The sequence below is a fragment of the Thioalkalivibrio sp. ALE31 genome (genome assembly GCF_000377405.1).
GTDB lineage: Bacteria > Pseudomonadota > Gammaproteobacteria > Ectothiorhodospirales > Ectothiorhodospiraceae > Thioalkalivibrio.
Map to the genome: position 1 here is coordinate 49,046 of NZ_KB905022.1, position 25,690 is coordinate 74,735.

Genomic DNA, 25,690 nt, shown 5'->3' on the forward strand with positions numbered 1-25,690 from the left:
GACCTGATGCGAATCCTGCTCGTGGAAGACAACCCGGCGGATGCCGACCTGCAGCGCCGGGTGCTGGAGCGCGAGGTGCCGGGTGCCGAGGTGCACCGGGCGGCGTCGCTGGCCGAGGCCCGGGGCGCGCTGGCTGGCGCTGCGGTATTTGACTGTGTGGTGGAGGACCTGCGCCTGCCGGACGGCAGCGGCCTCGAACTGATCGGCGAGCTGCAGGCCGCCGGGCGCGACGAGGCGGTGCTGGTGCTGACGGGCCACGGCGAACAGGAGACCGTGGTCGCGGCTTTCCGGGCCGGTGCCGACGACTACCTGACCAAGTCCGATGACTACCTGGAGCGTCTGCCGGCGCGCGTGGTCGATGCCCGTGCTCGCCGGGAACTGAGCGTGGCCAACGGGCACGAGCCGCTGCGGGTGCTGTATGCCGAGCATAATGCCTTCGATGTGGGGCTGACGCGCCGCGAGCTCGCGCATACCGCCCCCCACATCCAGCTGGAGACGGTGCACACCGCGGAGGAGGCCCTGGCGGCGCTGACGCCGGATGCAACCGGCGCTGTCGGCTTCGACCTGCTGCTGGTGGACTACCGCCTGCCGGGGTTCGACGGCCTGGAGCTGGCGCGGCTGGTGCGCGAGGAACGCGGGCTGGATCTCCCCACCGTTCTGGTGACCGGGCAGGGCACCGAGGACCTGGCGGCCCGCGCCCTGCGCATGGGCGTGGACGACTACGCGGTCAAGCGCGAGGGGTATCTGAAGATGCTCCCGGTGCTGCTGGACCAGGTCCATACGCGCGCCCGCCTGCGCCGGGAACAGGCCGCCCTGGCGGCCTCCGAGCGCCGGTACCGCGAGGTGATCGAGCGCGCCGGCGACATCGTCTTCGAGACCGATGCCGCCGGTTGCTGGCGCTTCCTGAATCCCGCCTGGACGGCGATCACCGGTCATGCGGTGGAGTCCGCGCTCGGCGAAGAGATGCTGGCCTTCATGCCACTGGAGGATCGCGCGATGGCGGCGCGGCTGCTGGCCCGTGCCGCGGAGTCCGACGACGGACGGCTGGAGACCGAGATCCGCCTGCGCACGGCGGATGGGTCCCTTTGCTGGCTGGAGCTGCGTGGCCAGGCCAATCTGGATGCCGAGGGGCGGCCGATCGGGTTGTCCGGCAGCCTGGTGGACGTGACCCGGCGGGTTCTGGACCAGCGGATCCAGGAGGTCCGTGCGAGTGTGCTCGGGCGTCTGGCCACCGGCGAGCGCGACCCGCGCCTGCTGGAGGATGTGGTCAAGGGTCTGGAGGCGCTGGCGCCGGGGCTGCACGGTTGCATCATGCTGCTGGATGGCGACACCCGGGAGCTGCACGGTGTGGCGGCTCCGCGCGTGCCGGATCCGTTGCGCAGCGCCACCCGCCGTATCCGTGCCGAACAGGGCCAGGGTTCCTGCGGCGAGGCCGCCTGGAGCGGCGAGCCGGTGATCATCGAGGACTGTAGCGCCCACCCCAACTGGGTCGGGTTCTGCGATCTCGCGCATGGCGCGGGGTTCCGGGCCTGCTGGTCATTCCCCTTCCGCGATGCCGATGGCAGCGTCCTGGGTACGCTGGGGATCTACGTGGCGGCAGCGCGCGGACCGTATGCCGGCGAGCGCGTGCTGATCGACGAGTTCACCCAGATCGCCGGGCTGGCGGCCCAGAAGCTGCGCGTGTCGCAGGCGCTGGGCGAACGCGAGCGGGCGCTGCGCACGGCGGCCGAGCTGACCGTGGAGCTGCTGCGCGAGGACAACCCCGCGAGCGTAATCCACCGGTTGCTGGCCGAACTGGGGCAGGAGGCGCATGCCGATCGGGCCTACGTGCGGGTGGCCGAGCTGGACCATGCGGTGCGCGAGGCCCTGGATATCCATCGCTACTACTGGGTGCGCACGGACACTGATCAGGTAGTGCGGCCGCCGCCGCTGCGCAACCTGAGTCTGGAATCGGTCCTGCCGCGCTGGCACGAGATCCTGCAGGGCGGTGGTGCGGTCGAGGTGCTGACCCGGGAGCTGCCGGATGCGGAACGCGAGATCCTGGAGGCCGCGCAAAGCCAGGCGGCCCTGCTGGTCCCGCTGTACGTGGAGGCCGAATACCGCGGCTTCCTGGCCCTCGATCGAGTGCGGCGCGCGCAACGCTGGACCGCGGCGGACCAGAGTCTGGCGCGCATCGTTGCGTCCAGTCTGGGCGCCGCGCTGGAACGGCGTCAGGCCTTGCTGGGCCTGCGGCGCATGGCGGCGGTCTTCGAGAGTACCCGGGACGGGATCATCATCACCGACCTGACCCCGCGGATCATTGCGGTGAACCCGGCCTTCGTCGATATCACCGGCTTTTCCGAGGCGGAGGCGCTGGGGCGCAACCCGAGTTTCCTGCAGTCCGGGCGTCACGATGCGGCGTTCTTCCAGCGCATGTGGGACGCTCTCCATCATGAGGGGCACTGGCAGGGCGAGATCTGGAACCGCCGGCGCAACAGCGAGGTGGCGCCGCAATGGCTGAGCCTCAATACCGTCTACGACGAGCAGGGTCAGGCCCTGCACTACGCCGGGGTGCTGACGGATATGTCGGAGCTGCGCCGCTCGGAGGAAGAGCTCCAGTACCTGGCCCGGCATGATGCGCTGACCGATCTGCCCAACCGCACGCAGCTGCAGGTGATACTGGGCCAGGCGCTGGAACGCGCCCGGGCCCACGGCTATCGCGTCGCGGTGCTGAATCTGGATCTCGACCGGTTCAAGAACGTGAACGACTCGATGGGCCACCCGGTCGGCGACCGGGTGCTGGTGGAGGTTGCGCGGCGGCTGCGCGAGGCGGTCGGGCCCTCCCACGCACTGGGCCGCCTGGGTGGTGACGAGTTCCTGATCGTGGCGGAGAATCCGGCCAGTGACGAGACCGTGGCCCGTTGTGCCCGCGACCTGCTGGCCAGCCTGGAGCGCCCGCTGGTGCTGGACGATGGGCGTTCGGTGTACCTGAACGGCAGTATCGGCATCAGTCTCTACCCCGAGCATGGCGACTCGGTGACGGAACTGATCCAGCACGCCGATGCGGCTATGTACCAGGCCAAGGCCTCCGGGCGCCAGACGTGGTCGGTCTACACCCAGGCCCTGACCCGCGCGGCGGACGAACGCCTGGAACTCGAGAACCGCCTGCGGAAGGCCCTGGAGACCGAGAACGGCGAGCTTCGCCTGCACTTCCAGCCGCAAGTCCGCCTGGAGGATGGACAGCCCTTCGGCATGGAGGCGCTGCTGCGCTGGCAGCCGGAGGACGGGCCGATGATCCCGCCGGATCGGTTCATCCCGATCGCCGAGGACACCGGCCTGATCGTCGCGCTGGGCGAGTGGGTTTTGCGCGAGGCCTGCGACGCCGGCAAGCGTCTTCTGGATCTGGGGGCCGGGGATTTCAGTCTCGCGGTGAATCTGTCGCCGGTGCAGTTGCAGCGCGGCGATTTCGTGAACCGGGTGGCGGAGATCCTGGCGCTGACCGGCTTCCCCGCCGCGCAGCTGGAACTGGAGATCACCGAGACCGCGATCATGCAGCAGGGCGAGCAGGCGATCGCCCGGCTGGCGGCATTGAAGGAGCTGGGCGTGCGCCTGGCCATCGACGACTTCGGCACCGGGTATTCCTCGCTGGCCGCGCTGCGGACCTATCCGCTGGACGTGCTGAAGATCGACCGCAGCTTTGTCGACGGGGTCGCCAGCGAGAGCGCCGATCGCGAGATCGCCGCGACCATCATCGCCATGGGGCGCAACCTGAACATGCAGGTCATCGCCGAGGGCGTGGAGACCGCCGAGCAGGCCGCCTTCCTGCGCGAACGCGGTTGCGCCCTGGGGCAGGGATACCTCTACAGCCAGCCGCTGGAACTCGACGTGCTGCAGGGCTGGATGACCGAGCATGGTGCGCTGCCGGTGGACTGACGGCCTTCCCGTGGCGCCGGACGGATGGCTCCGGTAGCCTTTGCGCCGCAGGATATCCGTTACCCCTTGCCCGGAGTTTCCCCGATGGCCGATCCCTCCCGTCCCACTGCGCTGCGTTCGATCACCTTTCACGGGCTGGAGCCGGGGCCGCGCCTGATCGTACTGGGCGCGGTGCATGGCAACGAGACCTGCGGCACCCAGGCCGCCGAGCGGGTTCATGCCGAGCTGGAGGCGCGCGAGCGGGATCTGCTGCGTGGCAGCCTGACCCTGGTGCCGCGCACCAATCCGCTGGCCTATGACCTCGGGCAGCGCATGGGCGAGCGCAACCTGAACCGCAACCTGCGGGTGACCGAGGATCCGCAGGATTTCGAGGACCGCATCGCCAACGTGCTGTGTCCGCTGCTGGCGGCGCACGACGTGCTGCTGGACCTGCACTCGTTCCACACTGGCGGGCAGCCGTTCATCATGCTCGGCCCGCGCAATAACGAAGGCTCGCTGGAGGGCTTCGCGCAGGCGCGCGAGGAGGAGGCGCTGGCGGCCTGCCTGGGGCCGCGGCGCATGGTCGAGGGCTGGCTGGATACCTATGCCCGGGGCGTGGCGGCGCGGATGAAGAACCCGAACGCCAGCCACCGGGCGCAGATCCTGAGCACCGATCCCAGTTACGGGATCGGAACCACCGAGTACATGCGCAGCCAGGGCGGCTACGGCGTGACCCTGGAGTGCGGGCAGCACGATGACCCGCAGGCCCCGGTGGTGGCCTACAACGCGATCATCAACACCCTGGCGCACCTGGGCATGCTGCCGGAGTCGGCCACGCCGGGGCAGGATGACCCGGAGGTCCTGCGTCTGGTCGAGGTGATCGACCGGGATCACCCCGACGACCGTTTCGCGCGCGAGTGGAAGAGCTTCGACCCGCTGGAGGCGGGTGACCTGATCGGCGTGCGCGCCGACGGGACCGAGGTGCGGGCACCGGAACCCGGGTTTATCGTGTTCCCCAACCCCAACTCGCTGCCGGGCAACGAGTGGTTCTATCGCGCCGAGTTCAGCGACCGCCGGGTGATCTGAGCCGCGCTTCTGCCCGACCGGCATGGATCTCGCGCCCTCCGGTGTTGCGCTGCTGCTCCTGGCCGCCGGCTTTTTCGCCGGGTTGCTGAATGCGGTGGCCGGCGGTGGCAGCTTCCTGACCCTCCCGGCGCTGATGAGTGTGGGCGTCCCGCCGGTGGCCGCCAATGCCACCGGGACGGCGGCCCTGTTGCCCGGCTATCTGGCCAGCGTGCTGGCGGATCGGCACGGGCTGCGCGCCGCCTGGCGCGACCTCGGCCCGGCGCTGGCCGGGGGGCTGCTGCTGGCGGGCGTGCTCGGCGGGGCCGTTGGCGCGGTCGCCTTGCTGCTGACCGGAGACGCCGCTTTCCGTGTCCTGATCCCCTGGCTGCTGCTGGTCGCGACATTGCTGTTTGCGCTGGGACCCTGGCTGCGGCGTCTGGCCGCGCGGCCGCATCCGGGGCCGCTGCGCGCCCTGGGGGCGGGGCTGGGCTGTGCCTATGGGGGCTACTTCAACGGCGGCGTCGGCATCCTGCTGCTGGCGATCCTGCGGGGCCAGGGCATCGCGGATCTGGCGCGGGCCAATGCCCTGAAGAATGTTCTGTCCTCGGTGCTGACGCTGATGGCGGTGGCCGTCTACATCGCGGGCGGGCAGGTGGTGGCGACCGGGCTGCTGGCGGTGGGAGCGGGCGCGATCCTGGGCGCGCGTGTCGGGATCATCCTGGTGCGCCGGCTGCCCGAGTCGGGCTACCGCCAGGTGGTGACTCTGGTCGGTGTCGCGGTCACTGCCCTGTTCTTCCTCGAACCCGCCTGGCTGCTGCCACGTCTGTAGGCGGCGGGGCGCGGCCAGCGGGTACCGATCAGCGACTTGGCGTGATGGCGGTTTCGAGGCGGCGGGCGAGGTCGTCCAGCGTGGCGGTCGCGGATTCCGGCAAGATGGCCTCGATGCGAGGGCGCAGCCGGGCCTCCGGGGCGGTCATCGGTTCCAGGGCGCCGTGGCCGTCCACCCGGTTGAGGCGGTGCCAGCCGCGGTCGGTCTCGACCAGGCCCTTCAGCCGATCACCGCTGAAATCCGCGACCAGGCCCGCGAGGGCGGCATGGTCGATGAGCTGGCCCTCGGGCAGCAGCCAGCTGCGGCCGATGTAGCCGTCACCGCGGGTGTCGATGGTGACCCACTCGTCGGCTGCATGAGTCGCGTCATCATGCTGGTGGTCGTGGTCGTGGTCGTGGTCGTGGTCGTGGTCGGCGTGCGCATCCGCGCTCGTGGACGCGAGAAAGTCGCGGGCCTCCGGGAACAGGGCGCCGCCCCGATCCAGTCGCGGGCGGTCCAGCCAGTCGCGTTCGATGCGGCCCTGCGTGGTCTCCACGACCAGGGGGCGCGGGGGTGGCATCGCCGCGACGAAGTCGTGCAACGCCTCGCGGTCCTCTTTGCTGTAGAGGTCGGCCTTGTTGGCCAGCAGCACGTCGGCCAGGGCGATCTGGTCGCGCCAGTTCGCGTGTTCGCGATGGCGCGGCGAGGCGAGGTGGCGGGCGTCCATCAGGGTGACCGTGGCGCGCAGGTCTAGCACGCCGGCGTAGGGCGGCTCGGTCAGGGTGCGGATGATCTGCGCCGGGTGGCCGAGCCCGGTGGGCTCGATCAGGATGCGATCGGGGCGCTGGCTGCGGATCAGCCGGTTGAGTCCGACGGTGAACATCTGCGCGGAGACGCAGCACAGACAGCCGCCGGGGATCTCCTCCAGCGCCACGCCGGTATCGGCCAGCAGGCCGCCGTCCACCCCGATCTCGCCGAACTCGTTGACCAGCACGGCCCAGTGTTCGCCCTCCGGGCGCCGCGCGAGCAGGTGGCGGATGGCGGTGGTCTTGCCGACGCCGAGAAACCCGGTGATCAGGTTGAGCGGGATGTCGTGGTGCCGCTGCATGCTAGCCAGCTCCGTCGCCGGAGGCCTCCGGGTCGTCTTGGAGCGCCTCTGGGCCGCTCCCTTCGCTCTCGAGGCTGCGGTACATCGCCTCTTCCGCCTCCTGGTTCAGCACGATCAGGGTGATCCGCCGGTTGATCGCGGCTTCTGGGTCTTCGCGGTTAAAGGGTACGCTGGCGGCCAGCCCCACGACGCGGGCGATCTGGTCGGACTCGGTCCCGCCGGCGACCAGCGCGCGGCGGGCGGCGTTGGCGCGATCGGCCGAGAGCTCCCAGTTGGTGTAGTCCGGACGCAGCAGCGGGCGGGCGTCGGTGTGGCCGGTGATCGAGACGCGGTTGGGGACCTGATTGATCAAGCCGGCCAGCTCGCGCAGGATCGCGTCCGCGTGATCCAGCGGACGGGCGCTGGCGCTGTCGAACATCGGCCGGTTTTCGCGATCGATGATCTGGATGCGCAGGCCCTCCGGCGTGATATCCAGCAGCAGCTGGTCCTTGAAGGGCTCCAGCGCCTGGCTCTGGTCCAGGGCCTCCTCCAGCGCCTCCTGCAGGGTCTCCAGGGCCTCGCGGTCGCGCGCCTCGGCCAGCTCGTCGAGGGTTTCTTCATCGATCCCTGTCGGGGCCTCCATGGCCTCCGGGTCCTGGATGAGCTCCGGCATACCCTCGAAGTCGATGATTGATGGGTCCACGCCGGTTCCGTCGCCGGGCGCCTGGCCCGGCGCAGCGGCTTCGCCCACGAAGGCGGAGGGGTTCTGGAAGTACTCGGAGATCCCGGCGCGCTGGTCGTCGTCCAGCGCAACGAGCAGCCACATCACCAGGAAGAAGCCCATCATCGCGAGCGTGAAGTCGGCGAAAGCGATCTTCCACGCGCCGCCGTGGTGGCCGCCCTGGACCACCTTCTTCTTGACGATGATCGGCTGGGTCTTGTCCTCGACTCCCATGGTAGTGATCCGGAGGCCGTCAGGCCCCCTTCACGTACTCTTCCAGTTCGGAGAAGCTCGGGCGCATCGCGCTTTCCATGGTCTTGCGGCCGAACTCCACCGCGACCTGAGGGCTGTAGCCCTGGACATTGGCGAGGATGCAGGCCTTGATGCACTGCAGGAACTTGGCTTCCTCCTGGGCACGGGACTCGAGGGCGGTCGAGGTCGGCCCGGCAAAGCCGTAGGCCAGCAGAATCCCGAGGAACGAGCCGACCAGGGCAGCCGCCACGCTTGAGCCGATTTCCGCGATGGACCCGTCGAGTTTGCCCATTGTCATTACGATGCCCAGGACCGCCGCCACGATACCGAAGCCGGGGAGGGCCTCCGCCACACGGTGAACCGCGTGGGCCGGTTGGTGCGATTCCTCGTGGTGGGTCTCGAGGTCCAGGTCCATCAGGGCATCGAGCTCATGCGGGTTCATGCTGCCGGAGATGATCAGGCGCATGTAGTCGGTGATGAACTCCATCGCGTGGTGATCCTGCAGGATCCGGGGATGGGCCTTGAAGACCTCGCTTTCTTCCGGCTCCTCGATGTCGGCTTCCACCGCCATCAGGCCCTCTTTGCGGGCCTTGGTGAACAGCTTGTACATCATGGCCAGCAGGTCGAGATAGTCGTCCGACTTGTACTTGCTGCCCTTCATCAGGCTGGGGATGGACTTGAAGACGGTGAAGACGACGCGGGGCGGGTTGGCGATCAGAAATGCCCCGAGCGCCGCGCCCCCGATGATCCAGTACTCGTAGGGTTGCCACATGACCCGGAGGTCGCCGCCATGAAAGTAGTATCCACCGAAGACCGAAGAAAAAACGATGACGATACCCAGAAAATACTTCACGGACCGCGACCCCACATTTCTGAAGCGCCATGTCGGACAGGGTATCCGCCCGCATGCGTTGCTATAGTTGACGGGCTTTACGATAACGACTCCCCTGCGCGAGGTACAGCATGTCCCTGGACAAGGACGCGCCCTACATGGAAGAGGCCGCGCGCCTGGCGGCGCTGGAATGGCCGATTCTCGAAGCCAGCGATGCGGTGTTTGCGGACCCGGATGCCCTGGTGAATCGTTCCCTGCGCGAACTGGCGCGCTACGCCGAGCGCGATCCCGGCCTGAGCCTGCGCCTGGTGCGGCGGGCCAACGCCTCGCGTCGCGGTCTGCGCCAGGAGGTGCACTCGGTGGGCGACGCGATTTCCATGCTGGGCCTGGAGAACGTGCACCGGGAGGCGGCCGAGGCCCCGCGCGTCGCGGATGTGGTCACAAGACCCCAGGCCTATCGCGAACTGGCGGCGCAGTCGCGGCTGGCGGCAATGATCGCAGGCGAGATTGCGCACAAGCGCCACGACACCGAGCCGGGCGAGGTGGCCCTGGCGGCCCTGCTGAATCAGCTGGGCCTTCTGGCGTTGCTGGCCGAGGGCGAGCCGCGCCTGGATCGGCTGCTCGAGATGCTGGAGCTCAGCGCCCTGCCGGACGAGGCCAGCTACGCCGCCCTGGGGTATGCGACAGACGACCTGTCGCGCGCCATGGCGGAGCAGATGGCCCTGCCGGAACTGGTACAGGGCACGCTGCGCGCGGTCAACGCGGCCCATCACCGGGCCTATGAGGTCATGGTCGCGAGCGCCGTGGCCTGGCAGGTCTTCCGCGGCATGGACACCGCGCGCGGCGATCGCGACCTTGGACTGCTGGCCGGTCTGATGGGGCTGACGGACAAGGAGGCCGCGGACCGCGTGGGCGCGGTCATCGAGCGTTTCAACGAGGATGTCGCCGTGTATCAGCGGCCGCCGCTGGACCCGCAGACCCCCGGTCGCGTCTGGCTGGGCGAGCGCTATCGTCCGCGCCTGGCCCTGATGCCGCGGGCCGACCTGCTGGAGACCGGGCTCCACGCCCTCGAACAGGAAACGAATCGCGAGGCCCGGATACGCCGGATGCTGCGAGTGATGCAGTTCGGCGTGGGGTTGAACCGGGTGGTATTCGCCCGTCTGTCCCGCGATGGGGAGAGCCTGCGCGCCGAGCACCTGGTCGGGACCCTGCACGAACCGGAGTTCAGCCACTTCGTGATCAACCGGTCCGCGCTCGGACCGCTGGGTCGGGTCCTGGAGGAGGACGCCGCCCAGTGGTGGGATCGCCGACGCATCCATGACGAGATGCCGGCGGCTGTCCGCCGCCTGACCGGCGGGGTGGACTGTCTGGTCGCCCGGTTGTGCGATGGCGACCGCGTACTGGGCATGGTCTATGCCGACCGGCGTGCGCACGATCTGGACCTCACCCCGGTGGCCTTCGAGGGGTTTCGCCGCGTGCTGGCGGCGGCCGAGCGTCCTTTCGGCTCCTCAGGGGAACACTGAGCGCTTCCCCGGGCCGGGTCGGTGGCTCAAGTCTTTCGCGGGGTGGTCGATACATGTACAGGGTCGTATATAGGCGATCATAATCCGCAGCATTCGCGAGGGGTTGGCCACGGCGTATGGCTGATCCCACGGGCCCCGAGTTCGTGGAACAATCAAAAGGACGTACGACATGCGCAAGAACCTGCCCGTCACCCAGACGGAGTACTCGATTGATCAGCACGGCGACCTGATCTCGGCCACCGACGAGAAGGGGCGTATTCGCTACGCCAACAGTGATTTCGTCGAGGTCAGCGGGTTCGTCTGCGAGGAACTGGAGGGTGCCGCCCATAACATCGTCCGCCACCCGGATATGCCCGAGGCCGCCTACGCGAACATGTGGGAGACCCTGAAGGCCGACCGGGCCTGGATGGGCATCGTCAAGAACCGCCGCAAGAACGGGGACCACTACTGGGTGGACGCCTTTGTGACCCCCGCCTACGAGCACGGCCGCAAGACCGGCTACGAGTCGGTGCGGGCGATCCCCGAGCGCGAGCATGTCGCCCGTGCGGAGAAGGTGTATGCCGCGATCAACCGGGGCCGGAGCTTCGCGCGGCGCTGGTACCACGGCCTCACCTGCCGCCTCGCCGGGACCTGGATCGTCGGCTTCCTGTTGGCGCTGGCGGTCGTGTTTCTGGCGTCCTCGCCAGCGGTGCAGGCGGGCCTGCTGGTATTGATCTTTGCCGCCGGCGGCATCGCGTCGCTGGCGTTCACGTCCGGTATCCGCCAGGCGGTCAATCGGGCCCGGGAGCAGTTCGACAACCCGGTAATGGAGGCGATCTACACTGGGCGCCGCGACGACAGCGCTTCGCTGGAGCTGGTGCAGCAGTTCGGGGAGGCGAAGCTGCGCACCGTGCTGGGCCGGATCGAGGACAAGGCCGACGCGGTGAACGACGATGCCCATGCCATGGCCAGCAGCGTGGAGCAGACCGCCTCCGGCGTGGAGCGCCAGCAAAACGAGATCGACCAGGTCGCCACCGCGATGAACGAGATGACCTCGACCATCCAGGAGATGGCGAGCAATTCCGCGCGCGCGGCCGAGGCCGCCAACAACGCCGAGAAGGAGACCGGCGCCGGGCAGGATGTCGTGAACGGTACAGTGTCCGTGATCAATCGCATGGCGGCGGAGGTGGAATCCACCGCCGAGAAGCTGGGCAAGCTCGAGGCCAGCACCGAGGAGATCGACAAGATCCTGAGCGTGATCCGCGAGATCGCCGAGCAGACCAACCTGCTGGCGCTGAATGCCGCGATCGAGGCCGCGCGCGCCGGCGAGCACGGCCGCGGTTTCGCGGTGGTGGCCGACGAGGTGCGCTCGCTGTCGCAGCGCACCGACGAGTCCACCGTGACCATCCGCAACATGATCGAGACCCTGCAAAGTGGCGCGCGCGAGGCGATGTCTGCGATGCGGGCCAGTCAGGAGCAGGCCGCCGACGGGGTGGAAAAGGCGCAGGCGGCGGGCGACTCGCTGACCACGATCCGCGAGGCCGTGGCCCAGATCACCGAGATGAACACCCAGATCGCCACGGCCGTCGAGGAACAAAGCGCGGTCTCCGAGGAGATCAACCGCAACGTCACCTCCATCCGCGATGTGGCCAGCGAAACGGGATCGGTTTCGGCACATGCGCGCGACGCCAGCGCCCGCATGCAGGCCGAGGCCGCCGAGCTGAAAGCGCTGATCCAGCGGTTTGAACAAAAGGCTGGCTAGAATTTTACTTTTCCGGGTTGCGCCATTGAATATGCGCAATTACAATCGCGCCCATCTTGAGTAGCAGAGGTCTGTCAATGGACTGTTGTCGATGGATGCATGAACGTCGGGCCGGTGGCCAGTACGAGCGTGCATATCGTTGCCAGCGGGGTCCCGCCACCCGGTAATGCGGTGGTGTCTCCCCGGTGTCAGCGATATGCGTGACTCCGGGGGGGTGACAGAACGCCTTTCCCCTATCGCCCCTCGCGGGCGCCTCCCCAACCCCGAAGCCTTTCCCTGCGCCCGCCCGTGTGCGCGGCGCGTGGGCTCCCATGCCATTCGATTTGTCCTGCCTCTGCCCGGATGCCGGGCCGGTGCGTGCATTGCTGTGCGCGTAACGGATATGGATCACACCCATGAACACCCAGCAGGAGGCCGCCATGCCAGCGCCTGTAGACGACGACCCCGGGTCTAGCCCGGAAATTCACTGCGGGGCAGTGAGCAAAGTAAAAGTGTGTTCGGCTCGCTGATGGGGGTTTTGTAAAAGACCGCCACCAGCGGTCACGGGATTCTTTTGCCTTTTGTGATGCTCCGCGTGCGTTTTTGTTTTTTAAGCAAAAGGAGCATTGCAATGAACGACAAGATCCTGGAAATGATTCATGCCGGCGACGTGGGCGCTGCCCGCGACGAGATGATCCATCCGGTGCCGGCCATCACCGCCAATCGCCTGTCCGAGCTGGACCCGCGTTCGCGCTGGGTGATTCTGGAGGGCGTGGATACCAACGAGCGCCGCGCCATCTTCCTGGCGATGGACGACGAAGAGCAGGCGATCCTGTTCGAGCACACGCCCGAGCCGGAGGCGCGTGAGCTGGTTCAGGGCCTGCCGGCCTACACCCTGGCGCGCGCTCTGACCCTGGTGGGCAAGCCGCTCGCGGCCGATCTGCTGAGTGCTCTGCCGGGCGCCAAGCGCGACAAGGTGCGTGCGCTGTGGCGGCAGGACGAGGACACCGTGGCCCGCGTGATGCGGCGCCCGGTGTTCTGGGTGACCCCGGAGGAGACCGTTGCCGAGGTCACTGCCCGCCTGCGCGGGGATCGCAATATGCCGGACGATGTCGGGGCGGCGCTGCTGATTACCGATCGTGACCACCACTATCAGGGGCTGGTGCGCCTGGGCCGCATGTTCCGCGCGGAGCCTGGCCAGGCGGTCGGCGAGCTGATCGAGCTGGAGGACTTCTGCACCACGCCCGACGGTGACAAGGTGGAGGCCGCTCGCCTGCTGCAGCGCACGGATCTGCCGTACCTGCCGGTGGTGGATGCCGATGGCGTGCTGGTGGGTGTGCTGCGCATTGACGATGCAATGGATGTTCTCGAGGAGGACACCTCGGAGGACTTCTACAAGAAGGCGGGGATTGGTGATCTGCTGCATCACAAGGATGTCGTGCGCTCGGAGAAGCTGACCTCCGGCGGGATTGGCTATGCGGTCAAGGTGCGCATGGCCTTCCTGATGGTGACGCTGGCCGGCGGCTTGGCCGTGGGCGGGGTGATCGACTTCTTCGAGGACACCCTGGCGGCGGTGGTCGCGCTGGCCATCTTCATCCCGCTGGTGATGGACATGGGCGGCAACGTCGGCACGCAGTCGACCACGATCTTCGCCCGCGGGCTTGCCCTGGGGCATATCAACCTGGGTCGCTTCTTCCGCAACCATCTGGTGCGCGAGGGGGGCGTGGGCCTGGCCATGGGGGTAATCATGGCGGTGCTCGCCGGGACGCTCGCCTACTTCTGGCAGGGTGCGCCGAATGACATCCCGCAGCTGGGTTTCGTGGTTGGCACGGCGCTGTTCTTCTCGGTGTTCACCGCCTCGATCCTGGGCTTCCTGCTGCCGTGGGTGCTGCTGAAGATCGGGGTGGACCATGCGCCGGGGGCGGACCCGTTCATCACCACCATCAAGGATTTTACCGGCCTGGCTGTGTACTTCGGCATGGCCGCCTGGCTGCTGAGCGCGCACATGCCGGCCTGAATGCCGGGGAACCCGAACCGTGTTGCCGGAGACAGAATCCGGCAACACGCCTGCAAAGAACGTTTGATAGAAGAGGAATCGACATGAACCATCGCAACTTCCATCGCGGCGTGCTGGCCGCCACCGTGGCAGGGGTCTTCGCCTTCGGCATCCCGGCCATCCAGGCCGCCGAGGCCGAATTCAACATCGGCGTGTTCACCGACTACATCGATGACGGTGCGTCCAAGTCCGACAACGACCCGGTGGTGCAGGGCGGCTTCGAGCTGGGCTTCCCCACCGGCGTGTTTACCGGCGTGCAGGCCTCCACTCTTGGCAGTGGTCGCGGCAGCGAGATCGTGCCGTTCGTTGGCTACGGCTTCGACGTCGGTTCGGTGGGTATCGAGTTCGGCTACGAGCACTTTCACTACACCGAGCTCGACGAGCGCTACGAGGGCGAGACCTTTGTGGTGGTGGACTGGGGGCCGGTGTACACGGGGGTGAACTACCTGGCCCATGCCCATGATCGCGACGCCCGGGGCAGCCGGGAATTCTTCGCGGGTACGGCATTCGAGGTGGCCCCGCGTACCGAGCTTTTCGCCGAGGTGGGCCAGGATCGTCCCGCCGATGACGACAATGCCGTGTTCTGGGAACTGGGCGCGGCCCACGCGACCGACTTTGGCACCTTCTCGCTGACCTACGGCTCGCGCGACGAGAGCGGCGCTCAGGACCTGCTGGTCGGCGGCTACACCTACAACTTCTGACCCACCGCCCGCGTCGGTCCGGCGCGGGTTGGTTTTTCACCACGAAGCACACGAAGGCACGAAGGAGATCAAGGTCAAGGGCTTTTGCACCACAGAGTGCACGGAGAAAGGTCGATAGGGGGGTTGAACCGTTTCGCTGTGCTCGGCGGGTTTGAGCCCCATCCAAACCTTCTTTGGATTTCTCTGTGTTCTCCGTGCCCTCTGTGGTGCGATCGCTTTTCTTCGTGCCTTCGTGTGCTTCGTGGTGATTATGGATTTTTCTAGCCGTAGCGGCGTTCGATGTAGGCCTCGACGCGGGCCTGGAATTCTTCGGCAATATGCTCGCCCTTGAGCGTCACGGTCTTCTCGCCGTCCTCGTACACCGGGGCCACCGGCTGTTCGCCGGTGCCGGGCAGGGAGATGCCGATATTGGCGTGCTTGCTCTCGCCGGGGCCGTTGACGACACAGCCCATCACCGCGACGGTCATCTTCTCCACACCCGGGTACTGCTGCTTCCAGCTGGGCATCTGCTGGCGGATGTAGGACTGGATGTCCTGCGCCAGGTGCTGGAAGTACTCGCTGGAGGTGCGACCGCAGCCGGGGCAGGCGACCACCGACGGCAGGAAGCTGCGCAGCCCCATGCTCTGCAGGATCTCCTGGGCGACCAGGACCTCCTGGGTACGGTCGCCGCCGGGCTCCGGGGTCAGCGAGATGCGGATGGTGTCGCCGATGCCCTGCTGCAGCAACACGGCCAGCGCGGCGGTGGAGGCGACGATGCCCTTGGCGCCCATGCCGGCCTCGGTCAGGCCGAGGTGCAGCGGGTAGTCGCAGCGCGCGGCCAGGTCCTGGTAGACGCTGATCAGCGGCTGCACACCACTGACCTTGGCCGAGAGGATGATTCGGTCATGCGGCAGGCCGATGCGTTCGGCCTCGGCGGCGCTCTCCAGCGCCGAGGCGATCAGCGCCTCCTGCATCACCGCCTCGGGCGCGGCCGGCTCGGCGCGCTGGCTGTTCTCGTCCATCATGCGCGCGAGCAGGGCCTGATCCAGGCTGCCCCAGTTCACGCCAATGCGCACCGGCTTCTCAAAGCGGATCGCGGTCTCGATCATCGCGGCGTACTGGGCGTCGCGTTTCGAACCACGGCCGACATTCCCGGGATTGATGCGCAGCTTGGCCAGCGCCTCGGCGCACTCCGGATACTTGGTCAGCAGCTTGTGCCCGTTGAAGTGGAAGTCCCCGACGAGCGGCACGTCCAGGCCCATGGCATCCAGGCGTTCGCGGATCTCCGGCACGGCCCTGGCCGCGTCCTCCGAATTGACGGTGATGCGCACGACCTCGGAGCCGGCGCGCGCCAGCTCCGCCACCTGCACGGCGGTGCGCAGGGCATCGGCGGTGTCGGTGTTGGTCATCGATTGCACCATCACCGGGGAATCGCCACCGACGGTGACGTTGCCGACGCGGACGGGAACGGTCTTGTGGCGGGTGGGGATCGTGTTCATGTTGACCTACGCGGGCGCGTGGAAACGGTGCGTGGAGTGTAACGCAGGCGTGCGCGACTGCCGAGAAGCTGCAGGCCCCGTAATGTCCCCGCTGGACGGCGTCGGGGTGTCCACGGAGGTCGCCACGCGCCTGCGGCGCTCGCGATGACGGTGCTCACTTTCCTGTCATGGCGAGGCCCCGGAGGGGGCGTGGCCATTTCCGGACGCAACCCCCGACGTTGGTCCTGGTCCGCGCCAGGGCTGGAAGGTGTTCTCCACCGCGCTGCGACTGGCCGCGTGGCGGGCCTCCACGCGCTCGGCGATTGCCTGCTGCAGCGCCTGGCGGGTCTCGGTCTCCAGTGCGTCCAGGGCCTCGTGCAGGGCCTGTTCCAGATCCTCGCGATGGCGGGCCTCGTCGAGTCGCAGCAGCAGCCAGTCGACACCGATGATGGTGGCCCCGGCCGCCGTGATGCCGCAGCCCAGCGAGAACGGTCCGCTCCAGGCGCAGACCCCGGCGCCCAGGGCCCCGGCGCGTCCGGCGCGCCCCAGGCTGCGGGCCAGCCCCGCCTGGGTGGTGCGGGCGGCCAGACGGGCCTGCACGGCGCGGGCGATCAGGGGCGTGGCCAGGCCGCTGCCGGCGGCGGCCGTCGCGGCCAGGCCGGTGCGTTGATCGAAGCGCTCCAGGTCGATGTCCAGGGCCGTATGCAGGGCGTGGCCGCGTTCGATCTCGGCGGCCGAGGTGGCCGTGGCGCGGGGTGGCGGGTTGGGGATACGGGCATCCGCCAGGCGGTCGATCAGTTCCAGGCGCCAGGCATCGCGGACCTGGCGCTGCTGTTCGTCCAGTCCCCACTCGACGCGGGTCGCGAGTTCCCGCAGGGGTTCGTCCCAGAGGGCGTCCGGTAGCAGCTGTTCGCGCAGCATGCGGGCCCCGGCATCCGGGTCAGCGTCGCCCAGCCACTGTACGCCGCGCCGCCACAGCCGGGTGTATTCCGCGCCGAGGGAGTAGTACCCGTCCACGACCTCGGGGACACGGTCATGGAGGGCGGCGAAGCGGGCCTCGAGTTCCGCGTCCACGCGGGTCTGCCAGTGCTCGCGGGCGGCGGTGTCGCCGGCCTCCAGCCACTCCAGCGTGTAGCGCTCGAGCGCGGTGAGGCGCTGGTGGTCGAGCTGGTAGCGCTGCTCGCCGAGTTGCAGGGTCAGCGCGCCGTCCGCGTCCCAGTCGCGCGGCTCGTGCTGACTGGCGAGCCAGAGCAGGGCGAGACTCGCCAGCAGGGTCATGCAGAGCCACAGGCCGGCGCGGGCTGAGCTGGAGGTGGTGTGCGCTGCCGGCGTGGTCATGGGTCGGTGGCTCCGGACCCGACTACTCGATCACGGGCGCGTTGCGCGGATCGCCCAGGGTGTCGGTGGCCGGTCGCAGCGGCAGCAGGCCGTTGGCCAGCAGCAGGAACCCGGCCGCGAGGAAGGCCTGTTCCGCAAGCACCAGCAGCCAGCCGAGCAGGGCCGGCAGGGACTCCACTCCCTGCGGGAACCACTGCTGTCCCAGCCACAGGCGCAGGCCGTCCTGCGCCGCGGCGAGCTGCAGCCCGGCCTCCAGCAGGTGACTGCGCGCGGCCTCGTGATGCACCAGGAACCACACCGCCTGTTCCAGTGTGGCGCCGGTCAGGTCGGGATAGCGCGCCTGCAGGGCCAGGATCAGCAGGGCGGCGATCAGCAGGAGCCCGGTCAGGCGCAGGGCCCCGCGGCGGGCCAGCTCCGGGGCGAACCGGGGGTGGGCGTGCCCGCGCAGCAGTCGGGCGAACAGGGCCTCGCCGCTCACCAGCACGAAACCGGCGACGAGGAGCACGGCCCAGACCTCCTGTGTCGGGATGCGCGCGAGGGTGATCAGCAGCAGGCCGCCCAGCAGGGCACCGATGACCAGGTGGCGCAGGGCCATCAGCGGGCCGCCGCGCAATCGTCGGGGCCACTGGCTGGTGGGCTCCAGGTAGCCGCGCAGGAACGCCGCGCGCTGTACCCGATGACGGCGGAAGCCGCCATGGGCGATCAGCAGGGTCACGGCGATCCACAGCACCACCACGCCGGCCTCCGGCAGGACCCGCAGGTTCATGTGCATCAGCCACAGCCCGATCACCAGTACGGTTACGGTAAAGGCATGCCGCAGCGCGACATGGGTGGTCGGGCCGGGGCGGGCGGAATCGTCAGACGGTTGGCGGGACACGGCAGCTCCACGCGAAGGGGAATGCCCCGATGGTAGCAGGCGCGCGGGCCCGGGCCGTGGTGTGTCCGTGGTGCCATTGCGGACGTTCGGGCTTCGTTCAGCCGAACCCGGTATAACCGGCCCATGGATCGTACAGCGCATGCAATGGTTTCGGCCTGGGCTTTGACGGGGCGCCGGTTCTGGCTCGTCGGGCTCCTGGCCCTCTGGCTGCCTCTGGGGGTTGCCGCGGAGGAGCTTCGGCTGCACGCGGTGTTCGGCGAACGTGCCGTGGTGTCCGTGGGCGACGAGCGAGCGGTGGTGTCGACCGGGGATACGGGGCCCGGTGGCATGCGGGTCCTGCGCACCGGCCCCGGGATGGCCCTGGTGGAGTATCGCGGCGAGCAGCGCGAGCTGCGGGTGCAGCCGCGGCCCGCGCCGGCACGCCCGGATCCCTCGGCGGGGGAGGCTGGAGCGGTTCGGGTGCACCGCGATTCGCGGGGGGATCACGCCGTTACTGCTGGCCTGAACGGCACGGCGGTGACCCTGGTGGTCGACCCGCAGGCCGACTCCGTGCTGCTGCGCGCTTCGGATGCCGGGCGCGTCGGGATTGATCCCGACCAGGGGCGCTCGGTGCGCTTTCGTGACGAGCTCGGCACACGGCATGGCCAGCGGGTGCGCATCGACCAGCTCCAGGTGGGGGGGCTGCGGCGTGCGGGGGTCAGCGCGATCGTGCTGCCGGACGGCGACCTGCCGCGCTCGCGTCTGGGGCGCAGCTTCCTCGAACACTTCGCGGTCGAGCGCGATGGCGACGCGCTGGTGATCCGGGATCGCTGAGGGCAGCATGGATCAGTGTTTCCCCGAGCTGCGTTAGCATGGCGGCCGTCACGCCCACCAGGATGCCGGCATGCCGCTGATTCGGCGCCACCCCGAGGACGCCCCCGCCCCGCGCCGCGAGATCTTCGGCTGGGCGATGTTCGACTTCGCCAACCAGGCCTACACGCTGCTGATCATCACGGTGATCTTCGGCGATCTGTTTACCCGCATCATCGTCGGGGATGCCCCGGACTACCGCCTGGGCAACCTGCTGTGGAGCCTGGCGCTGGCGATCAGCTACGCCATGGTGGTGATCGCGGCCCCGTTCGCCGGGGCGGTGATGGATGCAACGGCCTCGCGCAAGCGCTTCCTGATGGCCTCGTGGATCCTGACGGTGGTGACGACGGGGCTTTTGTATTTCGTCGAGCCGGGGCTGGTGCTGTTCGGCATGGCGCTGATCATTGCCTCCAACTTCGGCTATGCGATCGGCGAATCCTTCATCGCCAGCTTCCTGCCGAGCCTCGGGCCGCCGGAGAAGCTCGGCTGGATCTCGGGGCTGGGCTGGGGCATGGGCTATATCGGCGGGCTGATCGCCACCGCCTTTGCCCTGGGCCTGCTGGGCGAGGTCAGCGCCGAGAACTTCGAGCGTATCCGCTGGGTGGGGCCGTTCGCCGCGGTGTTTTTCCTGATCTCGGCGATTCCGACCTTCCTGTTCCTGAAGGAGCGCGGCACGCGCCGACGCATGCACCGGCGCATGCAGCTGGGGCTCGGCTGGCGGCGGGTGCGCGAGGCGCTGGTCACGCTGGGGCAGCGCCGTGAGCTGCGCGCGCTGTATGTCTCCATCTTCTTCATGATGGCCGGGATCTACATCATCATCTCCTTCACCTTCATCTACGGCTCGCAGGTGATCCAGTGGGACGAGCCGGTGCGCATCGCGATGTTCGTGATCACCCAGGTCACCGCGATCATCGGGGCGATCGGTTTCGGCTTCCTGCAGGACCGTGCCGGGCCGGTGCGGATCTATCGGCTGACCCTGGCGCTATGGGCGCTGGCGGTGCTGGCGATCTTCGGCACCACGACCATCGCGCAGTGGCTGAGCGCACTGCTGGGCCGGCCGGTGGAGGCGCAGATCGTGTTCCTCGGCGTGGGGATTGTCGCCGGGCTGTGCCTGGGGTCGGCGCAGTCGGCCGGGCGCGCGCTGGTCGGGATGATGGTGCCGGTGCGCGAGGCCGGGCGCTGGTTCGGGTTCTGGGCCCTGTCGGCGCGCGCGGCCGCGATCTTCGGACTGGCCGGGATCGGGCTGTTGCAGGCCTGGCTGGGGCTGGCCAACGCCATCCTGTTCTGCCTGTTCCTGTTCCTCGCCGCGCTGCTCGCCTCCATCCCCGTCCACCTCGCCGACCGCCGCCGCGCCAGGCCCGTTTGATTCACCACGAAGCACACGAAGGCACGAAGAAGGGCGATTGGACCACGGAGGACACTGAGAGCACAGAGAAAATCAAAGAAGGCTTCGGCCCGGCAGGAAACCGTTGGCAAGAGAAACGCACGAATGCCCTGCCACTGGCCAGACTGGATCACTCACCGTCCTTCTCGCACCAGCGTTTGGCAACCTCTCTTGATCGCCCTCGCATTTCTCCGTGTCCTCCGTGTCCTCTGTGGTGCAACCCGCCTTTGACCTTGACCTGGCCCTTCTTCGTGCCTTCGTGTGCTTCGTGGTGAAAATATTGGGCCGGAAGCGTGTTAGTCGGTGGCGTGGTGGGTGAGGGTGGCGCCGCGGTCGAAGCGGCCTTCGTAGAGGCGCAGCAGGGCGGGGATCACGAAAAGTACCAGCACGGTGGCGATGGCCAGGCCGAACACGATGGAGATGGCCATCGGGATCAGGAACTGGGCCTGGACCGAGCGCTCGAACAGCAGCGGGGTCAGGCCGGCGATGGTGGTGACCGAGGTCAGGATCACCGCGCGCAGGCGCTGGCAGGCGGCCTCGACGATCGCCTCCTGCAGGGCCAGGCCGGCCTCGCGCAGGCCCTGGTAGAAGCTCACCAGGATGATCGAGTTGTTGACCACGATCCCGGTCAGGCCGAACAGGCCGAACAGCGACAGGATGGTCAGCTCCACGTTAAGGATCCAGTGGCCCAGCAGGGCGCCGAGGATGCCGAACGGGATGATCGCCATCACGATCAACGGCCAGCCCCAGGACCCGAACACCCAGGCCAGGGTGATGTACATTAGCCCCAGCGCCAGGACCAGGCCCGTGCGCATGTCGGCGAAGGTCTCGGCCTGGTCGGCCGCGCGCCCCTCGAACGAGTATTCGATGCCGTAGCGCGCCGCGAGGTCGTCCAGCGGGCCGTCTTCCAGCGCCGCACGGATGCGCGCGGCGTTGTTCACGCTGCGGTCGACCTCGGTGGAGACCTGGATCGCCAGACGGGTGTCGGCATGGCGCAGGGTCTCGAAGCCCTGACGCGAGCGCAGGTCCACCACGCTGCCCAGCGGCACGAACTCGCCGCTGGGCAGGCGCAGATTCAGGCGCTCCAGGCTCTCGCTGGAATGGCGCTCGGCATCCGGCAGGCGCACGCGCACCTCCACCTCTTCCAGCCCGTCCTGGTAGAGCTGGGCGAGGTGGCCATCATAGGCATCGCGCAGCTGGGCGCCGACCGATTCGGTGGTCAGGCCCAGGGCGCGACCCTCCGGCTTGACCTGGAACACCAGTTGTTCGCGACCGAATGGCGTGTCGTCGTTGGTGGCGAAGGTACCCGCAAAGTCATCGAAAATCTCCGCCAGATCCAGGGCGGCGTTCTTCAGGACGTGCGGGTCATCACCGGTCAGGCGCACCTCGAGGTCGCGTCCGGGCGGCCCGGTCTGGCGTTCGTCGATGCTGAAGTTCTCGATGCCCGGGGCCTGGCGCACGCGGTCCTCCCAGGCCTGGATGAACTCGCGGTTACGCACTTCGCGCTGTTCGGGAGAGACCAGCTCGACCTGGATGTTGCCGAACTGGTCGCCGCGCGGGGCGTTGCCGTCGCCGGGATCGATGCCGCGGCCGAGCCGGGTGACGGAGGCGCGCACCAGGTCGCCGCCCAGGGCCTCCTCGGTCTCGGCCAGGGCCTCCTCGACGTGGATCAGGAAGGCCTCGACCCGCTCCGGCGGTGTGCCGGCGACAAAGTTGACCCCGGCGTTGACGATGGTGCCCTCGGGCGACGGGAAGAAGGTGAAGCCGATGCGTCCGCTGGCGGCCAGACCGATGGCGAGGATCAGCGCGCCGACCGCCAGCGCCAGGGTGGTGCCCGAGTGGTTAACCGACACGGTGACCGCGCGGCGGAAGGCGCCATTGCGGAAGGTCTCGAAGCCGTTGTCGAAGCGTTCGCGCAGGCTGCCGGCGCGCGGCGGCTTGAGCCGGTGCATCACGCCTTTCAGGTGCGCGGGCAGGATCAGGAAGGCGATCAGGAGCGTGGCGACGATCACGCAGATCACCACCAGCGGGATGTCGAACAGGATGTTGCCGATGATCCCGCCGATCAGCATCAGCGGCAGGAAGGCCGCCACCGTGGTCAGCGAGGCGGCGATCACCGGCCCGACCATGCGCCGGGCGCCGTCGCGCGCGGCACGGCTGGCCGAGAGCCCGCGCTGGTGCAGGCTGTAGGCGTGCTCGGAGACCACGATCGCGTTGTCGACGATGATCCCCAGCGACATGATGAAGCCGAACAGCGAGATCATGTTGATGGAGCCGCCGACCACCCACAGCACCACGAACGCGGCGGTAAAGGCGATCGGGATGCCCAGCGCCACGCGCAGGGCGATATGCCGGTTGAGGAAGAGGAACAGGATCCCGAGCACCAGCAGCAGGCCGCCCAGGCCGTTCTTCAGCAGCAGGGTGATGCGCTCGGAGAGCAGCTCCCAGAAGGCGTCGGTCACCTGCAGATCGACGCCCGGAGGCAGGGCGGGGCGTGTTTCTTCCAGCCAGTCCTCCAGCACTCGCGCGGCCTCCAGCGAGTCGCCGGTCTCCGAGCGCAGCAGCTGCATCTCGATCGCGCGCTGGCCGTTGGCGCGGGCGCGCACCTGGCCGTCGCGGTGGCGCAGGTCGAGGGTGGCAATGTCGCCCAGGGTCAGGCGTCCCAGTTCGCCGTCGCCGCGCAGGACCAGCCGCTCGAAGCTGACGATGTCGCGGGCCTGTTCCAGGCTGCGGATCTGGCGCGCGGTGTCGTCGCGGCCCACCGAGCCGGCCGGCAGGTCCTGAGCCATCGCGCGGATCTGCTCGGCGATGTCCGCCAGCGTCATGTCCAGGCGATAGAGCGTCGCCGAGGGCACCTGGATGGCCATCTCGTCTTCGGTCAGGCCGGTGAACTCGATGCGCGCGATGCCGGCATCCAGCAGCTCGCGCTCGAACTGACGCGCGAGGATGCGCAGCTGCTGGGGGTCTTCGGGGCCGGTCAGCAGCAGCCGTGCCACCGGCTCGTAGCGGATCACACGGGTGACCACCGGGGTCTCGGCCGCTTCCGGCAGGTTGCGCTGCTGGTTCACGCGGTCGTTGACCTGCTCCAGCGCCAGGGTCATGTCGGTCCCGGCCTCGAACTCCATGGTCACCACGCCGATGCCCAATGCCGAGGTGGAGGTCATGTTGCGCAGGCCGTCCACCGTGCGCAGGTCCTGCTCCAGCGGGTCGACGATGGCGCGCTCGACATCCTCCGCGCTGGCCCCGGTCCAGGGCACCTCCACGGTGATGAAGTCGAGCTCGAAGTTGGGGAAGAACTGGGTGTTGAGCTTGGTCAGGGCAAAGGCCCCGGCCAGCAGCATCAGCGCGATCAGCAGATTGGCCGCGAGGCGGTGTTCCAGGAACAGCTGGATCGGCCCGCGCGGGGGCCGGTCAGGGTCCTGCGCGCCGCCCCCGGGCATCGGCTGCCCGGATGCCGGCGAGTTGCCGGGTTCCGCTTCGCTCATCGACCGGAATCCTGCTGTTCCACCTCGACCCGCAGGCCATCCACGGCATTCGGCAGGCGCGTGGCGATCAGGGTGTCGCCGGCGGCGATGGCGTCACTGCGGATCAGCGCGAGGGTATTGCCGTCCGCATCGATGAAATCGCCCAGGCGCTCGACCTGCAGCGACTCCAGGCGCCCGTCCACCACTCGGAACACGCGGTCACGCCCGAACAGGGACTCGAATGGCACCGCGAGGCTGTCGGGTTCCTCCGGCAGTTGCAGGCGCAGTTCGACAAAACGGTTCAGCGGGAGTTGTTCGCCCCCGGAGCGCACCTCGAACACCCCGCGCATCCCGGCATCGCCAGTGCGGGTCTCGCCCTCCAGGCGCACCAGTTCGGTCTCGACCGTGTGGCCGGCGACCTGGGCAAGGGCGGGCAGGGGTGTGTCCCCCTGCAGCAGGCGTTCGACCCGGGCGATCAGGTGTTCCGGGAGGCTGGCGCGGATCTCCAGGTCATCCACCGCGAACAGGCGCAGCAACGGGTCTCCTGGTCGGGCGCGCTCGCCCGCGGCGACGTCGACCTCCACGATACGTGCGTCGAAGGGCGCGCGAATGGTCGTGCGTTCCAGGTCGATCTCGGCCTGGGACTCGGCGGCGCGGGCACGTGCCAGGCGGGCCTCGGCCTGGGCCCTGCGCATCGGGGCGTCGGCCACGGCCTGCTCGCGGTTGTCCACGGTGATGCTGGCCTGCTGCAGCCGCTCGCGGGCGGCATCGAGATCCGATTCCGAGCCAAGGTTGCGCTCGCGCAGGTCGCGGGCGCGCTCCAGGCCGCGTTCGGCGATCGCCAGGAGTTCGCGCTCGCGCTGCAGGGCCTCGCGGTCGAAGCGGGCACGCAGTTCCTCGCTTTCGACCGCGCCCTCCAGCTCGCGGCGCTCGGCCTCGCGCTGGTCCAGCAGCAGCCGGGCCTCGCGCGGGTCGATCTGCACCAGCGTGTCGCCGGCGGCCACGCGCTGGCCGGCGCGCGCCGGCACGGCTTCGATCTCGCCCTCCACCGCGGCGCGCAGCTGGGCATCGCGGGCGGAGCGGCTGCGCCCGTTGAGGATCACCCCCGGCCGGTGCGTCCCGGGCTCGGCGGTCACGCCCTGTACCGGCCAGGTGCGCTCGCTGGCCTCCGGCGGCGGCGCCTCGGGCCCGGTCGCGCGCAGGACCATGAAGCCCACCACGGCGACGGCGAGGATCAGGACGGGAAGAAGGGCTCGGCGGAGGGCGCGCGGCATGGACGTCTCGTTTGTGGCTTGGCAGTTCGGTGGGGCGGGTGCGGCCCGTCGCTTGGAGGCACCTGCGGGCCGGAGGTTCCCTTCGCGGGCGTTATCGTACCACCGCGGTTTGTGGGGGAACCCCCGCGGTTGCGGTCGGTCCCCAGGGAAACACTGATGAATGTACACGCTCGCGCTCGAGTCGCTTTTGCGTGCGAACAAGGCGCGGTGACTGCCGTGCAGTCATTCTGCACAAGGGAGCCGCAACGCCGTTCCCACGCAAAAGAGGCCGAGCCCCTCCGGGGTTGGCGCCCCAGGTTCCCCGATCCTGCGTTGCGCCGCTAGCAGGTAGAACCACTACCCGCTGCACGACGCGCCTGGTCTCGGAAAACCTGGGGTGCCAACGCGAGCG

At 68.7% G+C, this 25,690-nt stretch carries 17 protein-coding genes; 9 read left to right on the plus strand and 8 right to left on the minus strand.

Translation table 11 applies throughout. The annotated features are described in order from the left end of the window. Nucleotides 1-6 precede the first annotated feature (6 nt). The 3 genes from D103_RS0106105 to D103_RS0106115 all read left to right on the plus strand — a co-directional run bounded on the left by D103_RS0106105 (nt 7) and on the right by D103_RS0106115 (nt 5,785). Nucleotides 7-3,912, plus strand: a complete 3,906-nt coding sequence (locus tag D103_RS0106105; protein WP_018876166.1) for an EAL domain-containing protein — start codon at nt 7-9, stop codon at nt 3,910-3,912. A gap of 84 nt (nt 3,913-3,996) precedes the next feature. Further along, complete coding sequence (locus D103_RS0106110) at nt 3,997-4,977, plus strand: M14 family metallopeptidase (protein WP_018876167.1); 981 nt, start codon at nt 3,997-3,999, stop codon at nt 4,975-4,977. A 22-nt stretch (nt 4,978-4,999) separates the two neighbouring features. Continuing rightward, nucleotides 5,000-5,785, plus strand: a complete 786-nt coding sequence (locus D103_RS0106115; RefSeq protein WP_018876168.1) for a sulfite exporter TauE/SafE family protein — start codon at nt 5,000-5,002, stop codon at nt 5,783-5,785. 28 nt (nt 5,786-5,813) lie between these two features. On the opposite strand, the gene D103_RS0106120 is transcribed toward D103_RS0106115, so the two are convergent. Genes D103_RS0106120 through motA form a run of 3 tightly spaced genes read right to left on the minus strand, consistent with a single transcriptional unit; the run spans nt 5,814 to nt 8,677 of the window. Further along, the gene (locus tag D103_RS0106120; RefSeq protein ID WP_018876169.1) at nt 5,814-6,872 is read right to left on the minus strand and encodes a GTP-binding protein; all 1,059 of its coding nucleotides are present in this window, start codon (nt 6,870-6,872) and stop codon (nt 5,814-5,816) included. 1 nt (nt 6,873) lies between these two features. Beyond that, nucleotides 6,874-7,806 carry a flagellar motor protein MotB gene (gene motB, locus D103_RS0106125; protein ID WP_018876170.1) on the minus strand — a complete coding sequence of 311 codons (933 nt, stop codon included), beginning with the start codon at nt 7,804-7,806 and terminating at the stop codon, nt 6,874-6,876. Nucleotides 7,807-7,825: 19 nt separating this feature from the next. After that, nucleotides 7,826-8,677 carry a flagellar motor stator protein MotA gene (motA, locus tag D103_RS0106130; protein ID WP_018876171.1) on the minus strand — a complete coding sequence of 284 codons (852 nt, stop codon included), beginning with the start codon at nt 8,675-8,677 and terminating at the stop codon, nt 7,826-7,828. 110 nt (nt 8,678-8,787) lie between these two features. Between motA and D103_RS0106135 the strand changes: the two genes are divergently transcribed. The 4 genes from D103_RS0106135 (at nt 8,788) to D103_RS0106150 (ending at nt 14,656) form a co-directional block, all read left to right on the plus strand. Then, nucleotides 8,788-10,179 (plus strand): HDOD domain-containing protein, encoded by a 1,392-nt coding sequence (locus tag D103_RS0106135; RefSeq protein ID WP_018876172.1) that lies wholly within the window; start codon nt 8,788-8,790, stop codon nt 10,177-10,179. A 169-nt stretch (nt 10,180-10,348) separates the two neighbouring features. Next, nucleotides 10,349-11,920 (plus strand): PAS domain-containing methyl-accepting chemotaxis protein, encoded by a 1,572-nt coding sequence (locus D103_RS0106140; protein WP_018876173.1) that lies wholly within the window; start codon nt 10,349-10,351, stop codon nt 11,918-11,920. A gap of 610 nt (nt 11,921-12,530) precedes the next feature. Beyond that, nucleotides 12,531-13,916: a magnesium transporter gene (gene mgtE / locus D103_RS0106145; RefSeq protein ID WP_018876174.1), complete on the plus strand. Its 1,386-nt coding sequence runs from the start codon at nt 12,531-12,533 to the stop codon at nt 13,914-13,916. A gap of 83 nt (nt 13,917-13,999) precedes the next feature. Continuing rightward, complete coding sequence (locus tag D103_RS0106150; protein WP_018876175.1) at nt 14,000-14,656, plus strand: TorF family putative porin; 657 nt, start codon at nt 14,000-14,002, stop codon at nt 14,654-14,656. 260 nt (nt 14,657-14,916) lie between these two features. On the opposite strand, the gene ispG is transcribed toward D103_RS0106150, so the two are convergent. The 3 genes from ispG to D103_RS0106165 form a co-directional block, all read right to left on the minus strand. Next, nucleotides 14,917-16,134, minus strand: a complete 1,218-nt coding sequence (gene ispG / locus D103_RS0106155; RefSeq protein WP_018876176.1) for a flavodoxin-dependent (E)-4-hydroxy-3-methylbut-2-enyl-diphosphate synthase — start codon at nt 16,132-16,134, stop codon at nt 14,917-14,919. A 165-nt stretch (nt 16,135-16,299) separates the two neighbouring features. Continuing rightward, complete coding sequence (locus D103_RS0106160) at nt 16,300-17,451, minus strand: hypothetical protein (RefSeq protein ID WP_018876177.1); 1,152 nt, start codon at nt 17,449-17,451, stop codon at nt 16,300-16,302. A gap of 22 nt (nt 17,452-17,473) precedes the next feature. Continuing rightward, a complete protein-coding gene (locus D103_RS0106165; RefSeq protein ID WP_369771866.1) occupies nt 17,474-18,271 on the minus strand; it encodes a hypothetical protein in 798 nt (265 codons plus the stop codon). A 201-nt stretch (nt 18,272-18,472) separates the two neighbouring features. Between D103_RS0106165 and D103_RS0106170 the strand changes: the two genes are divergently transcribed. After that, entirely contained in the window at nt 18,473-19,141 is a 669-nt protein-coding gene (locus D103_RS0106170) for a TIGR02281 family clan AA aspartic protease (protein ID WP_018876179.1), read from the plus strand. Nucleotides 19,142-19,211: 70 nt separating this feature from the next. Further along, entirely contained in the window at nt 19,212-20,543 is a 1,332-nt protein-coding gene (locus D103_RS0106175; protein WP_018876180.1) for an MFS transporter, read from the plus strand. Nucleotides 20,544-20,857: 314 nt separating this feature from the next. Here D103_RS0106175 and D103_RS0106180 read toward each other — a convergent pair whose 3' ends face one another. Both D103_RS0106180 and D103_RS0106185 read right to left on the minus strand, forming a co-directional pair. Beyond that, complete coding sequence (locus D103_RS0106180) at nt 20,858-24,046, minus strand: efflux RND transporter permease subunit (protein ID WP_018876181.1); 3,189 nt, start codon at nt 24,044-24,046, stop codon at nt 20,858-20,860. After that, nucleotides 24,043-25,299 (minus strand): efflux RND transporter periplasmic adaptor subunit, encoded by a 1,257-nt coding sequence (locus D103_RS0106185; protein WP_018876182.1) that lies wholly within the window; start codon nt 25,297-25,299, stop codon nt 24,043-24,045. Before D103_RS0106185 ends, D103_RS0106180 begins: the two co-directional genes overlap by 4 nt. Nucleotides 25,300-25,690: the final 391 nt, after the last annotated feature.

Excerpts from the sequence above, each read along its gene's own strand:
- D103_RS0106105 (WP_018876166.1), top strand. The coding sequence starts at position 7 with ATGCGAATCCTGCTCGTGGAAGACAACCCGGCGGATGCCGACCTGCAG.
- D103_RS0106110 (WP_018876167.1), top strand. The coding sequence starts at position 3,997 with ATGGCCGATCCCTCCCGTCCCACTGCGCTGCGTTCGATCACCTTTCAC.
- D103_RS0106115 (WP_018876168.1), top strand. The coding sequence starts at position 5,000 with ATGGATCTCGCGCCCTCCGGTGTTGCGCTGCTGCTCCTGGCCGCCGGC.
- D103_RS0106120 (WP_018876169.1), bottom strand. The coding sequence starts at position 6,872 with ATGCAGCGGCACCACGACATCCCGCTCAACCTGATCACCGGGTTTCTC.
- motB (WP_018876170.1), bottom strand. The coding sequence starts at position 7,806 with ATGGGAGTCGAGGACAAGACCCAGCCGATCATCGTCAAGAAGAAGGTG.
- D103_RS0106135 (WP_018876172.1), top strand. The coding sequence starts at position 8,788 with ATGTCCCTGGACAAGGACGCGCCCTACATGGAAGAGGCCGCGCGCCTG.
- D103_RS0106140 (WP_018876173.1), top strand. The coding sequence starts at position 10,349 with ATGCGCAAGAACCTGCCCGTCACCCAGACGGAGTACTCGATTGATCAG.
- mgtE (WP_018876174.1), top strand. The coding sequence starts at position 12,531 with ATGAACGACAAGATCCTGGAAATGATTCATGCCGGCGACGTGGGCGCT.
- D103_RS0106150 (WP_018876175.1), top strand. The coding sequence starts at position 14,000 with ATGAACCATCGCAACTTCCATCGCGGCGTGCTGGCCGCCACCGTGGCA.
- ispG (WP_018876176.1), bottom strand. The coding sequence starts at position 16,134 with ATGAACACGATCCCCACCCGCCACAAGACCGTTCCCGTCCGCGTCGGC.
- D103_RS0106160 (WP_018876177.1), bottom strand. The coding sequence starts at position 17,451 with ATGACCACGCCGGCAGCGCACACCACCTCCAGCTCAGCCCGCGCCGGC.
- D103_RS0106170 (WP_018876179.1), top strand. The coding sequence starts at position 18,473 with ATGGTTTCGGCCTGGGCTTTGACGGGGCGCCGGTTCTGGCTCGTCGGG.
- D103_RS0106175 (WP_018876180.1), top strand. The coding sequence starts at position 19,212 with ATGCCGCTGATTCGGCGCCACCCCGAGGACGCCCCCGCCCCGCGCCGC.
- D103_RS0106180 (WP_018876181.1), bottom strand. The coding sequence starts at position 24,046 with ATGAGCGAAGCGGAACCCGGCAACTCGCCGGCATCCGGGCAGCCGATG.
- D103_RS0106185 (WP_018876182.1), bottom strand. The coding sequence starts at position 25,299 with ATGCCGCGCGCCCTCCGCCGAGCCCTTCTTCCCGTCCTGATCCTCGCC.